Raw genomic sequence first — 12,411 nt, 5'->3', positions numbered from 1 at the left:
GCCAGTTTGTCCAATCTGGAAAACATGATGACTGCGCCTATGACCGCCTCCGGGACGACCTATCTGGATGCCAACGCCACCGAACCTCTGCGCCCCTGTGCGAAGGAGGCGGCGCTGGAGGGGATGATGCTATCCGGAAACCCGTCTTCGGTGCATGCCGAGGGACGGGAAGCGCGCCGGTTTCTGGAGGATGCCCGCAGCCGGGTTGCAGCGGGTTTCGGGCGGATTTCCGGCACCTGCGTGTTTACATCCGGGGCGACGGAAGCCGATGCGATGGCGGTTCATGCTTTCGGACAGGAATGCCGGATTTTCGTTGGGTCTACGGAACATGATGCCATTCTCAGGGCTGCGCCGGAGGCTGAAATCCTGCCCGTGAACAGGAACGGGATTCTGGACGTTGAACACCTACGCACGCGGTTACAGGACACTGGCCCGGCGCTGGTCTGCGTGATGTCCGCGAATAACGAGACGGGGGTGCTTTCGCCGCTGGAGGACGTGCTGGCGGTCTGTCGCGACTCGGGGGCACATCTGCATGTGGATGCCGTGCAGAGCGCGGGGCGGGTGCCTTTCATGCTGGGCGGGTGCAGTGTTGCGGTGTCCGGGCACAAGGTGGGTGGGCCAAAAGGGGCGGGTGCGCTTTTGCTGGCGGAAGACGAGCCCATGGACGCGTTGGTGGCTGGTGGCGGTCAGGAGCGGGGACGCCGGGGCGGGACGCAGGCCCTGCCAGCCATTCTAGGAATGGCGGCGGCGTTCGATGCGGCGCGTGCGCAGGACTGGGCTCCAGTGCAGCGCCTTCGGGATCGTGTCGAAGCGGCTGCGAAAAGTGTTGGTGCACGGGTTGCGGGCGAGGTCGTGGCGCGGCTGCCGAATACAAGTTGCCTGATTCTGGACGGAGTGGCGGCGCAGGTTCAGCTTATGGCGCTGGATCTGGCCGGATTCTGCGTTTCGGCGGGGTCGGCCTGTTCGTCCGGGAAGGTGTCGTCTTCGCATGTCCTGCGGGCGATGGGGGAGACGGAGGGCGCGTCGCAGGCCATCCGTGTTTCGCTGCCCTGGAATGTGCAGGAGGCCCAGGTCGAGGCGTTCTGTGAGGCCTATGAGGCGATGGCGCGGCGTCTGCGGAAATGAGACGGGCAAAGGGGCAGTGGGCATGATCTATCTCGATTATCTTTCGACAACGCCGTGTGATCCGGAAGTCGTGCGCGCCATGCTGCCCTGGTTCGGGGAGGATTTCGGCAATCCGCACAGTCCGCATGGGCCGGGGCGCAAGGCGGCGGACGCCGTGGAGCGTGCGCGGGAGAGCGTGGCGCGGCTTCTGGGCGTGGAGGCTCGGGAGATCGTGTTCACGTCCGGGGCGACGGAAGCGAACAACCTCGCCATCAAGGGGGCTACGCGTCATCTGGCGCGTCTGGGCGATCCGCGGCGTCGGATTGTCACGGTGGCGACGGAGCATAAATGTGTTCTGGAATCGGTGCGGGATCTGGAAAGAGAGGGCTTTGAAGCGGTTGTGCTCGGCGTGGACGGCGAGGGACGGGTTGATCCGGAAGCCCTGCGGGAGGCGCTGAAAGTCCCGACGCTGCTGGTCAGCATCATGGCGGCGAATAACGAGACCGGGGTGTTGCAGGATATTCCGCAGCTTGCGGTGATCGTGAAGGAGCGCGGGGCGCTGATGCATGTCGATCTGGCGCAGATGGCGGGGAAGATGCCGGTGTCGCTGCGGGATGTGGATCTGGCGTCCGTCTCCGCTCACAAGATGTATGGTCCCAAGGGGATCGGCGCACTTTATGTCCGGAGAAAGCCGCGTGTCCGGCTGGAGCCGCTGTTTTCCGGAGGGGGGCAGGAGCGGGGGCTTCGGTCCGGAACACTGCCGACGCCTCTGATTGTGGGGTTTGGTGAGGCTGCGGATCTGGCGGCTGCGACCATGGGGGATGAGGCGGCGCGGCAGGTTTTTCTGCGGGATGATCTGTGGGCGCAGCTTCGCGAAGGCCTGCCAGGGATTGGACTGAACGGCGCCGGGGCGCCGCGTCTGGCGGGGGCATTGAATGTCTGTCTGCCGGACGAAGTCCGTGCGCTGGACGTTCTTGAAGCCTGTCCGGATGTTGCCGCTTCGACCGGATCGGCCTGCACGGCGACGGAGATTGCGCCCTCCTATGTCTTGACGGCGATGGGACTTTCTGCGGAGAAGGCGTCCCGGTGCTTGCGCCTGTCGGTCGGACGCTCTACCTCCAAGGCCGATATTGACCGTGCGGCCTCTCTTCTGATCGCAGCTGCCCGGGCGTGCCAACCCAACTGAAACCGGAAAAAGCGGACGAACTATGCCCAAGATGACCTTTATCGAGCGTGATGGAACCCGTCGTGACGTTGACGCGCCCGTCGGCCTGTCGGTGCTGGAAATCGCACACAAGCACGACATCGACCTGGAAGGCGCCTGCGAAGGTTCGCTGGCCTGCGCGACCTGCCATGTGGTTGTCGATCCGGAATGGGCCGCCAAGCTGAGCGCGCCGACCGATGACGAGGAAGACATGCTCGACCTGGCGTTCGGGCTGGAAAAGACGTCCCGTCTGGGCTGCCAGATCGTCATGACGGACGCGCTTGATGGCCTGACCGTTCGCCTGCCGAAGGCGGGCTGAGCATCATGCGGATCCTCGTTGCCATGTCGGGAGGCGTGGACAGTTCCGTAGTGGCCGCGCTGCTCAAACGGCAGGGCCACGAGGTGATTGGCGCGACGCTCCAGCTTTATGACCACGGGCAGGCGGCCAAGCCGGGTGCATGCTGTGCGGGGCGTGACATCATGGATGCGCGCGCCGTGGCGGATCGTCTGGGCTTTCCGCACTATGTGATTGATGCCGAAAGCCGCTTCCGCGACAGCGTGGTGGAGAGCTTTGCCGATGCCTATGCGCGCGGCGAAACGCCTGTTCCGTGCGTGGCCTGCAATCAGGGCGTGAAGTTCACGGACCTTCTGGGCATGGCGCGGGATCTGGGATGCGAGGCCATGGCGACCGGGCATTATGTCCGCCGGGTCGAAGGGCCGGAGGGTGCGGAAATGCATCGTCCCGTCGATGCGGAACGGGACCAGACCTGGTTCCTGTTCGCGACGACAAAAGACCAGCTCGACTATCTGCGCTTTCCGCTGGGCGAGATGCCGGACAAGGCGCATGTCCGCGCGCTGGCGCAGGAACTGGGGCTGGAAATCGCCGCAAAGCCTGACAGTCAGGACATTTGTTTCGTGCCCAGCGGCTCCTATGCCGAACTGGTCGAGAAGCTGCGTCCGGAAGTGCGTGGCGAGGGCGAGATCGTGGACGAAGACGGCCGCGTGCTTGGCCGTCACGAAGGTGTGGCGCGTTATACGGTTGGGCAGAGCAAGCGTCTGGGCGACATCCACACCGCAACGGGTGAGCGCCAGATGGTGACGCGCATTGATGTGCCGAAGCGGCGCATCGTGGTCGGACCGCGCGTGCAGGTTTCGGAAGCCGACAGCCGTCGCACTGTGCGTCTGCGGGACATGAACTGGCTGATCGATGCCCCTGCGGACGGCGTGCGCTGTGGCGTGCAGATCCGAGCGCGGGAGAAGCTGCGCGAGGCTGTCGTGAAGCCGCTGGAGAATGGTGGCGCGCTGGTGGAGTTGACCGAGGCTGCCATGCCGGCGCCGGGTCAGGCCTGTGTGCTGTATGATGGAAGCCGCGTTCTGGGCGGTGGCTTCATTACTGCGGGAGATGCCTGATGGCGGGTGTGCTGCTTCTGGGATCGCGCCGGTATTCGTCCTGGTCGCTGCGGGGCTGGCTGGCGGTGCGTCTGGCCGGGCTGGATGTGACGGAAGAGGTCATCCCGCTCAAGGGTGGGGGCAAGACAACGGAAATCCACGCGCGCTCGCCCAACCGGATGGTGCCGTATCTGACGCATGATGGTGCGGATGTCTGGGAAAGTCTGGCGATCTGCGAATACTGCGCGGAAATTGCGCCCTCGCTGTGGCCGGAAGACCGGATCGTTCGGGCCTATGCCCGCAGCATCAGCGCGCAGATGCATGCCGGTTTCCGACCCATCCGCCAGAACTGTGCCATGGACGTGGAGCGCGTTCCGGCCCCTCTGCCGGAAATCAGCGAGGAACTGGCGGCCGATGTAGCGCTCCTGAGTCGTACGCTCAAGGGCGCGCTTCTGCGCTCGGGCCAGCCGACATCGTTCCTGTTCGGGGAGCGGATGACGGTCGCGGACTGCATGTACGCGCCGATCGCGATCCGGATTCATACATTTGAACTGGATGTTGATCCGGTTGTGAAAACCTGGGTGCGGACGATGCTTGATCATCCGCTGATACGGGAATGGTACGAATTGGCAGCGGATGAACCGGCGGAGTGGCGTCTGGTCTACTGACGTTCAGTGATGGGCGAAGCTCATGCCGGTCTGCAACGCAGTGCGGAGGACTTCGCCCCAGATATTGCCGTTGCCGCCCATGCCACCCCTCTGATGGTCCCGGACAGTGTAACCGGAATCGTCATCATTCGCGGCGTCCGCCATGTCGGCTGGGGAACGTGAGGCACAGGCCGAAAGCAGGATGAAAATGGCAATCGCGCTGGTCTTTCTCACGGCGTCCGGTTCCTTCTGTTCCCCTGCCGGAAAGAATGCGTTCCGCCTGCATGTCTGTCATGTCAGGAACCGTAAGGAAGCGTAAGCCAGCAATGCGCCTTCGCATCGGCTTTCCGGAAACCCGGTCCCGTCTGTGACGCTTTATGGCCATAACAGAGATGAGGCTGGCGGAATGAGTGCGGCGGATAGCAGGGAAGCGGACGCAAAGAAGCAGGCACGCAAGACGGGACTGCGCTATGTGGACCGCTCGATGCCAGGGATCACGCGTCGTCGATCCGGGCGGGGCTTTGCGTTCTATGCCCCCGATGGTAGCCATATCGTCGATCCGGATGTGATTGCGCGGATCCGCCGTCTGGCCATTCCCCCGGCCTATCGGAATGTCTGGATCTGTCCTGATCCGCAGGGACATCTTCAGGCTGTTGGCGAGGATGCGCGCGGTCGTCTGCAATATCGCTATCATCCGCTATGGCAGGGTGTGCGGGATGAGGGCAAGTTCGGGCATATGCTGGTCTTCAGCGAAAAACTGCCCCTTCTGCGTGAACGTGTGGATCACGATCTGCGCCGGCGCGGGCTGGAACGCGAGCGTGTCCTGGCGGCGATCGTCCGTCTCATGGAACGCACGATGGCCCGCATCGGCAATGACCGTTACGCGAAAGAGAACCGCAGCTATGGGCTGACCACCCTGCGCCACAAACATGCGACCGTGCATGGCAGGCACCTGACGCTCGATTTTCGCGCCAAGCACGGAATCAAGCAGCACCTGGAACTGGATGATCCCCGTCTGGCCCGTATCGTCTCCCGCCTTGAGGACCTGCCGGGGCAGCGCCTGTTCCAGTATGTCGATGCGGATGGCACCCGTCACGATATCCATTCACAGGACGTGAATGCCTATCTTCAGGACATCACGGGCGCGGACATTACCGCCAAGGACTTCCGGACCTGGGCCGCAACGCAGCTTGCGGCCGTCACGCTCTGCGCGTTCAGTCAGTACGATACGAAAGCCAAAGCAAAGAAACAGCTTGTTGAAGCCGTCAAATCCGTGGCGGCCAAGCTCGGCAATACGCCGGCAGTCTGCAAGCGCAGCTATATCAATCCCTGCGTGCTGGACGGGTATCTGGACGGAAGTCTGCGTGAAGCTTTCAAGAGCAGGGCGCAGGAGGTTCTGGATCATGAAGGCTATGGCCTGACGGCGGAAGAAGCCGCCGTGGCCGGTTTTCTGGCCAGCCGTCTGCCTGATCTCAAACCGGGTCAGGACACCGGCAGGGTATCCTGAAACAGCCTGTTCTTTCCAACTGGGAGTTCCGACGTGTCCTTACCTGATCGCCGTTCCGTTCTTCGTGGAGTCGCTGCTGTTTTCCTGTCCGGCGCGGCAGCGCGGGCTGCAACGCGCGAGCCTCATCCGGCTGATGTCATGACGCAGCCTGTCCGTGATTTCGGGCCGCATGCGCCTCCGGCGTTCGTTCCTGATCCGGACATTCTGTCGCTCGATCCGTCATTCGGCGATCTGGTGTTCAAGAACGGCAATATCGAACGCGTCTGGAGCGGTGGTGGCTGGCTGGAAGGGCCTGCCTGGATCAGTGAAGGCCGGTTCCTGCTCCTGTCCGATACGGTCCGTAGTGCACAGTACAGGTTTTTGCCGGAAGAGAACCTGATGACGACCTATCGGAAGGAAAGCTTTAACAGCAACGGCAATACCGTGGATCTGCAGGGACGCATTCTGACCTGTGAGCATGGTTTGCGCCGTGTCATCCGCTGGGAACAGGACGGAACCTGCAAGGTGCTTGCGAATAAGTTCGAGGGGCAGGGGCTCAATTCGCCGAATGATATCATCGTCAATCCGGCGGATGGGAGCATCCTGTTCAGCGATCCGGCCTATGGCGACTGTCTTGCGGAAGGGCATCCGGATGCACCGGGAGGCCGTGCCAACCGTGAAGGCAAACTGCGCTGGAATATCGGCACCGAAGCCACGACCCAGTTCGGCAGTGCAAAGCGTCAGGCGGACCATACATTTCGCATTGATCCACAGAATGGTCAGCTTGAGTCAGTGCTGACCGAGGAGCAGGTGCCGGGACCAAACGGGCTGTGCCTCTCGCCGGATCTCAAAACGCTTTATGTGATTTCCACAGCGCCCGATCCCGGCCTGACCGGGCCGGGCGGGGACCGGAAGATCCGGGCGTTCGATATGGTCAATGGTCGTCCGCAGAACGGCCGCGTGTTTTGTGACATGACGCTGGACGGACAGCATCTTGTGCCTGATGGCATGAAGGCGGACGTGTTCGGGAATCTGTGGTGTGGCGCGTCAGGACCTTACGGGCTGTGCGGTGTGTTCTGCTACAGCCCGGCTGGCAAGCTTCTGGGGCGCATCCGGTTGCCGCATGGGGTGTCGAACCTGACCTTTGGCGGTCTCAAGCGGAACGAGCTTTACATGTGTGCCGCAGGTAGCCTGTATCGTCTCATGCTGAACACGCAGGGCGCGGCATTGTGCTGAAAATCCACAGGTAAGGCCATCGTGAGAAACTCTTGCTGAAGCAACTTCAGGCAACCCTCAGCAGTTAAGCAGAGGAAATCTGTTTGCGGGCGGACCGGCATGTTCTGAGCCGGCGCCAGGGGGAAATGCGACCATGAACTCTCTGGGGCTGTTTGCTCTGCTGCTGGCTGTCGCAACACTGCTTGGAATCATCAATTACCGCACCCTGAAGCTGCCGCTGACCATCGGAATCCTGCTGATTTCGATGGTCATTTCCCTGATTGTCATGATCCTGAACCCGCTGTTTCCGGGCTACGACCTTCAGCAGGTTCCCCAGACATTGCTGGGAACGATCAATCTGCCCCGGACTTTGCTGGACGGGGCGCTGTCCTTCCTGCTGTTTGCCGGGGCGATGCAGGTCGATCTGGGGCTGCTGGTGTCGCGCGGCAAATCGGTTGCGGCGCTGGCAATTCTTGGGACATCGCTGGCTGTGGGGCTGCTCGCGGTTCCGGCCTGGCTTATCTTTCCCATATGCGGACTTGCAGTGCCGTTCAGCTGGTGTGTGCTGCTGGGGGCGATGCTTGCACCGACGGATCCGGTTTCGGTCGTGGGGATGCTGCGCCGGCTTGGACTGCCCCCGGCCCTGCAGGCGACCTTTGCGGGTGAAAGCCTCTTCAATGATGGTGTGGGTGTCGTCATTTTCGGCACCATGATCGGACTGGCGACGGGTGAAACCAACTCCGTTTCGATCGGGGACTTCGTATTCCGGTTTCTGGTTGAAGCCGTGGGAGGTGGCCTGCTCGGCGCAGTTACCGGCTGGCTGACCCTGTTGCTGCTGCGTGGTGTGGACGACATGCAGATCGATCTGCTGGGGTCGCTGGCGCTGGCAACGGGAACGTACAGCCTTGCGAACGGACTGCACATGTCCGGTCCCATTGCGGTTGTGGTGGCGGGCATGAGTCTTGCGGGCAAGGCGGGTCATCGGGCCATCACGCCGAAATCCCGTGAGGAAATGGTGGTATTCTGGAACCTCATTGACGAGATACTGAATGCGCTTCTGTTTCTGCTGATCGGGTTCGAAATTCTGGAAATCAAACCCCATCTACCACCCTTCCTGACGATGCTGGTGGTCATCCCGCTCTCGGTTCTTGTGCGGGGCGCGAGTGTGTTCTTGTCCACCATGCCCGTGCATCTGCAACCGGGAGAGCGGGGACGCGCGCTCGGGGTTCTGACCTGGGGTGGGCTGCGGGGCGGAATTTCTGTTGCGCTGGCTCTGGGGCTTCCGGCCGGGGAGCTGCGCGATACGCTGCTGCCTGTGTGTTACGGGGTCGTGGTGTTCACGATCATCGTTCAGGGACTGACCATGGGGCGCGTGGTGCGCTGGCTGTATCCTGAAACGGTGACGTCAGCCTGACGTTGCACCTCCGCAAAAGGTGTTCGGCAGGGTCGGTGGGTTCCACCGGGGTGCTGTGATAGGTTCTGAAAATAGAGAGTTCTGTTGGAGTAAGTTCAGATGGTACGCTTGAGGCATTTCACGGGTTTCATGATGGCTGCGGCCCTGGGCGCCGGGCTTGCGCCATACGGGGCATCCGCCACGCCGCTGGCGGGGCAGACGGCCTGCTGGCAGTCGAATGTGGGTGAAGACCCGCGCCCGGAAGTCAGTTGCCAGAGCCTGACGCCGGAGTTCCTGCGCAAGCTTGAACATGCGACCCCGGCTCAGGTGACCAAGCTGTTCGGCGTGCCGGGAAAAGACGGCAAGCCGACCTATTTCGAAGGCGTAGGCAAGGTGCCGGGCTTCCGGAACGGTTATGTCGATCTGGTGTATGGCAGCGGTCGCGTGACGAAGCTGAGCGCGGTCACAACCGAGTTTCAGAACAACGGGATGGCTGGCCCGGAAATGGATTTCGGGTGGGATGCCGGGAAAGGCGAATGTTCGGATTTCCCCAGATCGACCCATCGCTGCAACGCGCCGCAGTAAACATCCTGTTTTAGCATCCGGTCACCTTCCGTCTCCCTATTGGGGGACGGAAGGGAGACTGGAGGGTGGCAGGACGTGGATCGTTGTCTTGCCGAAATACCGCATGGCAGACTGGACGTCCCAGCCGGGTCCACCTGCGTGATAGGTTCCGGGCTCCCAGTACCAGTAATAAAACGCAGGCGAGCTTGTGCCCTGCGGATAGATCATGTCCGTTCCGCCAGACAGGCCTGACGCCCACAGACGCTGATGGGCGGCCTTTTCCAGCGGAAGGCCCGCAATGGCCAGTGATATGCCAGGCAGCCGCCAGTATCCGGTCCATGCGGTAAAGACCAGCAGACCTGCCAGGGCGCTCCCTTCCAAGATTTTTCCGAAAGTCCTGTTTTGCGATAGAAAGGTCAGTCTTTCTGACAGTCTCGTGCTCAGGGCTGCTGCAAGGAGAACGATTAGCAGAAAGGAGAGGTCCAGCCGGAAGGTTTCATGGCGCTGGCAGCACAGAAAGCCGAATTCGTAAAACGCCGCGGCGATCGTCAGATACATTGTACCCACGAGTGCGATGGCTGGCAGTATCAGAGTGCGGAGGGCCGGACGGATACCGCAGGTCATGAAGAGCGCGGTCAATGCACCGGTCAGGATAAGTTTCAGCGTAAGCCCGGCCGCAATCGCAGATCCGGTGAAAGTATTGCCCCTGCTCAGTTCATCCGGCTGGAGCCCGACCAGCGTGTTCAGGAGCGGGCCGAAAGATGCGGCGAAACTTGCCCAGACATGCCCGTGCGTAGGCGTGTATGGGAAGCCTCCAATGCTTACGCGATGGTTGAAAATCATGCTTGCGGCCAGACAGAGCCATATTCCTGCGGGCAGAAACAGCCAGTTTCGCTGCCTGTCTGGCAGATCATTACGGAAAAACAGCGCCTGAAAACCACGTCCGCTCAGCCAGAGCGTGCCGAGGAAAAGCCCTGCTTCGCTTGACGTCATGGCGAGTGTCAGAAGCAGGGCTTCGGCTCTGCCGGACAGGATTTTTGCGATGTTCAGCAGGACCAGTCCGCAGGCTGCGGCCAGAACGGGAAGATGGGCAATTGTTGCCATGGGCCAGTAGAAAAGATCGGCCGATGGATGACCCAGCATGAAAATAGTCGCCAAGGACGCTGTAATCAGCATCCGGGCCGGGATCGGGATGCGCGCCTGACGCAGGAAGGGCAGAAACGCCACTATGGCGCAGAACAGCCAGGTCAGGGCCAGGAAGACCCAGGTCAGCGGCCGGTGGAGCAGGTTGACGAGACTGCCATAGCCGAAAATGACGATTTCGGAAAAAGGACGCATGCTCCAGTGCAGCATCCGGTCAGACAGGAAGGCCAGACCATGCTCGCGGATATTGGAAAAATAGTCATATTCGTCCCCCTGCCAGACTGCGGCAGGAAGAATGAAGGCCTGCAGGCCGATCACGATGACCATGACACTGACGACAAAGCCGTAAGCCATGCCTATGAGATCCGGATATCCGGCACCGGATGCTGATGGTCTGAAGCACTGCTTTTGAGAGGCTGGCTGGGAAGGGTGTGCCTGTCCGGACACGTCTGAACTCTTTCAATCGGCCTCAGGTGCAGGCGTGGCAGTGTTCCGGGGTGATGCTGCGCAGATAGGCTGCGAATTCGCGGAAGACGGGACCGCGCGGGTCCGATGCGCGCCAGGTCAGGCCGATCGTGCGGCGTGCTTCGGGCTCGGGCAGGCTGCGGACAGTGATCAGATCCTCGAAATCCGTGCGGTTGCGCAGGGCAAGCTGGGGGATCAGGGAGAAGCCTTCACCGGCGCCGATCATGTACCACAGCATCTCAAGACTGGTGGCCAGGCGCTGTTCACCGTCGCGGGGGACAGTCGGGCAGATGGACAGGGCCTGATCGCGCAGGCAGTGCCCGTCTTCAAGCAGGAGCAGATCCGGACGTCCGAGCTGGCTGAGGGAGAGTTTGGGTTTCTTTGCCAGTTCATGCGTGCTCGGGAACACGGCAAGAAAGGCTTCCTCGAAAAGGGGCGCACTTTCCAGAGCATCCGATGGTGCGGGAAGCGCCATCAGCGCGACATCCAGTTCGCTGTTGCGCAGGGCATGAACCAGCGTGTTCGTCATGCTTTCGCGCAGGCGCAGGCTGAGTGACGGATAGTGTTCCCGCAGACGCGGCAGAAGGCCGGGAATGTAATACGGGCCGAGCGTGGGAATAACGCCGAGCCGCAGGGCCCCTTCCATCGGGCCGGTCTGGGCGCGGGCGACTTCAAGCAGGTTGCGGGCTGCTGCCAGGACGTCGCGCCCAAGTGCCAGCAGGCGTTCGCCATCAGGGGTCGGGGCGACATGGCGCCGGGAGCGTTCGAACAGCGTGACATCCAGAAGCTGTTCGAGCTTGCGGACCTGCTCGGACAGCCCCGCCTGACTGACGCCGCAGCGTTCCGCCGCGCGGGAGAAGTTGCGCAGGTCATCGACCGCAACCACATATTCGATGTCGCGCAGGGAAAGGCCGGAAAGGGGGACGTAGCTCATGCCCCGATAGATATGACCGAATACGCCAATGGGGAAGTGCGGTTCTGCCTGTCATGAAGAAATAGCGGCGGAATACTCAGGGTTCAGGATGACGGGGGCATGCATCCTGATCGGGAGTCTTGATATCTTCATCTCGTCAATTCGGTTCTGGCGATCAGTCATATTGACAGGAACTGTTTCCTGTCCCTCTCTTTCTGTGGGACACAGAGTCCGCAACACAACATCAACCCAAGGTCAGGAGACAGTCTGATGGTTCGCATCAACTCCCCGCTGAAGCCCTTCTCTACCGATGCTTTCCGCAACGGTGAGTTCCTCACGGTCACGGACTCCGACGTTCTCGGCAAGTGGTCCGTTTTCTTTTTCTATCCGGCCGACTTCACGTTCGTCTGCCCGACAGAACTCGAAGACCTCGCCGACAACCAGGCTGCTTTCGACAAGCTGGGCGTTGAAATCTATTCCGTCTCCACGGACAAGCATTTCACGCACAAGGCCTGGCACGACACCTCGCCGGCCATAGGCAAGATCAAGTACACGATGCTGGGTGACCCGACGGGCACGATCGCACGCAATTTTGATGTGCTGATCGAGGAAGCCGGTCTGGCCGATCGCGGTACGTTCCTGATCGATCCGGAAGGCAAGATCCAGTACATCGAGATCACCGCTGGTGGCGTTGGCCGTAGCGCTGCCGAGCTGCTCGACAAGATCCAGGCTGCCCAGTACGTCGCAAGCCACCCGGGTGAAGTCTGCCCGGCCAAGTGGAAGGAAGGCGGCGAGACGCTGAAGCCGTCCCTCGACCTCGTCGGCAAGATCTGATCCGGCACCGGATCTGATAATGGTGGGACCTACGGGTTCCACCAGCTTCCGCCT

General features: G+C 61.6%; 13 protein-coding genes. 10 read left to right on the top strand and 3 right to left on the bottom strand.

Annotated features, from left to right (window positions below; translation table 11 throughout):
* The first annotated feature begins 27 nt into the window (after window positions 1–27).
* From HKD24_RS06450 to HKD24_RS06430, 5 genes are read left to right on the top strand one after another with little or no spacing between them, the layout of a single operon-like run.
* The gene (locus HKD24_RS06450; protein ID WP_407646356.1) at window positions 28–1,125 is read left to right on the top strand and encodes a cysteine desulfurase family protein; all 1,098 of its coding nucleotides are present in this window, start codon (window positions 28–30) and stop codon (window positions 1,123–1,125) included.
* A gap of 22 nt (window positions 1,126–1,147) precedes the next feature.
* Window positions 1,148–2,290, top strand: a complete 1,143-nt coding sequence (locus tag HKD24_RS06445) for a cysteine desulfurase family protein (RefSeq protein ID WP_194259543.1) — start codon at window positions 1,148–1,150, stop codon at window positions 2,288–2,290.
* Between the two features lie 22 nt (window positions 2,291–2,312).
* Window positions 2,313–2,627: a ferredoxin family 2Fe-2S iron-sulfur cluster binding protein gene (locus HKD24_RS06440; protein ID WP_011252912.1), complete on the top strand. Its 315-nt coding sequence runs from the start codon at window positions 2,313–2,315 to the stop codon at window positions 2,625–2,627.
* A gap of 5 nt (window positions 2,628–2,632) precedes the next feature.
* The gene (mnmA, locus tag HKD24_RS06435) at window positions 2,633–3,718 is read left to right on the top strand and encodes a tRNA 2-thiouridine(34) synthase MnmA (RefSeq protein ID WP_194259542.1); all 1,086 of its coding nucleotides are present in this window, start codon (window positions 2,633–2,635) and stop codon (window positions 3,716–3,718) included.
* Window positions 3,718–4,365, top strand: coding sequence for a glutathione S-transferase family protein (locus HKD24_RS06430; protein ID WP_194259541.1), 648 nt, complete (start codon window positions 3,718–3,720; stop codon window positions 4,363–4,365). The genes mnmA and HKD24_RS06430 overlap by 1 nt, the downstream gene beginning before the upstream one ends.
* A gap of 3 nt (window positions 4,366–4,368) precedes the next feature.
* Here the strand turns inward: HKD24_RS06430 and HKD24_RS06425 are convergent, their stop codons facing one another.
* Window positions 4,369–4,578, bottom strand: a complete 210-nt coding sequence (locus HKD24_RS06425) for a hypothetical protein (protein WP_194259618.1) — start codon at window positions 4,576–4,578, stop codon at window positions 4,369–4,371.
* A 172-nt stretch (window positions 4,579–4,750) separates the two neighbouring features.
* On the opposite strand from HKD24_RS06425, the gene HKD24_RS06420 reads away from it, so the two are divergent.
* From HKD24_RS06420 to HKD24_RS06405, 4 genes are all read left to right on the top strand, one after another.
* Complete coding sequence (locus HKD24_RS06420) at window positions 4,751–5,851, top strand: DNA topoisomerase IB (RefSeq protein ID WP_194259540.1); 1,101 nt, start codon at window positions 4,751–4,753, stop codon at window positions 5,849–5,851.
* A gap of 33 nt (window positions 5,852–5,884) precedes the next feature.
* Window positions 5,885–7,066: an SMP-30/gluconolactonase/LRE family protein gene (locus HKD24_RS06415; protein ID WP_194259539.1), complete on the top strand. Its 1,182-nt coding sequence runs from the start codon at window positions 5,885–5,887 to the stop codon at window positions 7,064–7,066.
* Between the two features lie 133 nt (window positions 7,067–7,199).
* Entirely contained in the window at window positions 7,200–8,459 is a 1,260-nt protein-coding gene (locus HKD24_RS06410; protein ID WP_194259538.1) for a cation:proton antiporter, read from the top strand.
* A 99-nt stretch (window positions 8,460–8,558) separates the two neighbouring features.
* Window positions 8,559–9,023 carry a hypothetical protein gene (locus HKD24_RS06405; RefSeq protein WP_194259537.1) on the top strand — a complete coding sequence of 155 codons (465 nt, stop codon included), beginning with the start codon at window positions 8,559–8,561 and terminating at the stop codon, window positions 9,021–9,023.
* 36 nt (window positions 9,024–9,059) lie between these two features.
* Here HKD24_RS06405 and HKD24_RS06400 read toward each other — a convergent pair whose 3' ends face one another.
* Both HKD24_RS06400 and HKD24_RS06395 read right to left on the bottom strand, forming a co-directional pair.
* Window positions 9,060–10,499, bottom strand: coding sequence for a hypothetical protein (locus tag HKD24_RS06400; protein ID WP_194259536.1), 1,440 nt, complete (start codon window positions 10,497–10,499; stop codon window positions 9,060–9,062).
* A 115-nt stretch (window positions 10,500–10,614) separates the two neighbouring features.
* Entirely contained in the window at window positions 10,615–11,544 is a 930-nt protein-coding gene (locus HKD24_RS06395; RefSeq protein ID WP_194259535.1) for a hydrogen peroxide-inducible genes activator, read from the bottom strand.
* A 249-nt stretch (window positions 11,545–11,793) separates the two neighbouring features.
* On the opposite strand from HKD24_RS06395, the gene ahpC reads away from it, so the two are divergent.
* On the top strand, window positions 11,794–12,357 hold the full coding sequence (gene ahpC / locus HKD24_RS06390) for an alkyl hydroperoxide reductase subunit C (RefSeq protein ID WP_194259534.1): 564 nt from the start codon (window positions 11,794–11,796) through the stop codon (window positions 12,355–12,357).
* The last annotated feature ends 54 nt before the right edge of the window (window positions 12,358–12,411 follow it).

Origin of the sequence: Gluconobacter vitians, from assembly GCF_015244565.1 — a bacterium.
Classification (GTDB): Bacteria; Pseudomonadota; Alphaproteobacteria; order Acetobacterales; family Acetobacteraceae; genus Gluconobacter; species Gluconobacter vitians.
Note: the sequence above shows the minus strand (reverse complement) of the source record. Positions and strands in the feature narration are given on the sequence as shown.

Coding starts and splice junctions, on each gene's coding strand:
- HKD24_RS06450 (WP_407646356.1), top strand. CDS start 28: ATGACTGCGCCTATGACCGCCTCCGGGACGACCTATCTGGATGCCAAC.
- HKD24_RS06445 (WP_194259543.1), top strand. CDS start 1,148: ATGATCTATCTCGATTATCTTTCGACAACGCCGTGTGATCCGGAAGTC.
- HKD24_RS06440 (WP_011252912.1), top strand. CDS start 2,313: ATGCCCAAGATGACCTTTATCGAGCGTGATGGAACCCGTCGTGACGTT.
- mnmA (WP_194259542.1), top strand. CDS start 2,633: ATGCGGATCCTCGTTGCCATGTCGGGAGGCGTGGACAGTTCCGTAGTG.
- HKD24_RS06430 (WP_194259541.1), top strand. CDS start 3,718: ATGGCGGGTGTGCTGCTTCTGGGATCGCGCCGGTATTCGTCCTGGTCG.
- HKD24_RS06420 (WP_194259540.1), top strand. CDS start 4,751: ATGAGTGCGGCGGATAGCAGGGAAGCGGACGCAAAGAAGCAGGCACGC.
- HKD24_RS06410 (WP_194259538.1), top strand. CDS start 7,200: ATGAACTCTCTGGGGCTGTTTGCTCTGCTGCTGGCTGTCGCAACACTG.
- HKD24_RS06405 (WP_194259537.1), top strand. CDS start 8,559: ATGGTACGCTTGAGGCATTTCACGGGTTTCATGATGGCTGCGGCCCTG.
- HKD24_RS06400 (WP_194259536.1), bottom strand. CDS start 10,499: ATGGCTTACGGCTTTGTCGTCAGTGTCATGGTCATCGTGATCGGCCTG.
- HKD24_RS06395 (WP_194259535.1), bottom strand. CDS start 11,544: ATGAGCTACGTCCCCCTTTCCGGCCTTTCCCTGCGCGACATCGAATAT.
- ahpC (WP_194259534.1), top strand. CDS start 11,794: ATGGTTCGCATCAACTCCCCGCTGAAGCCCTTCTCTACCGATGCTTTC.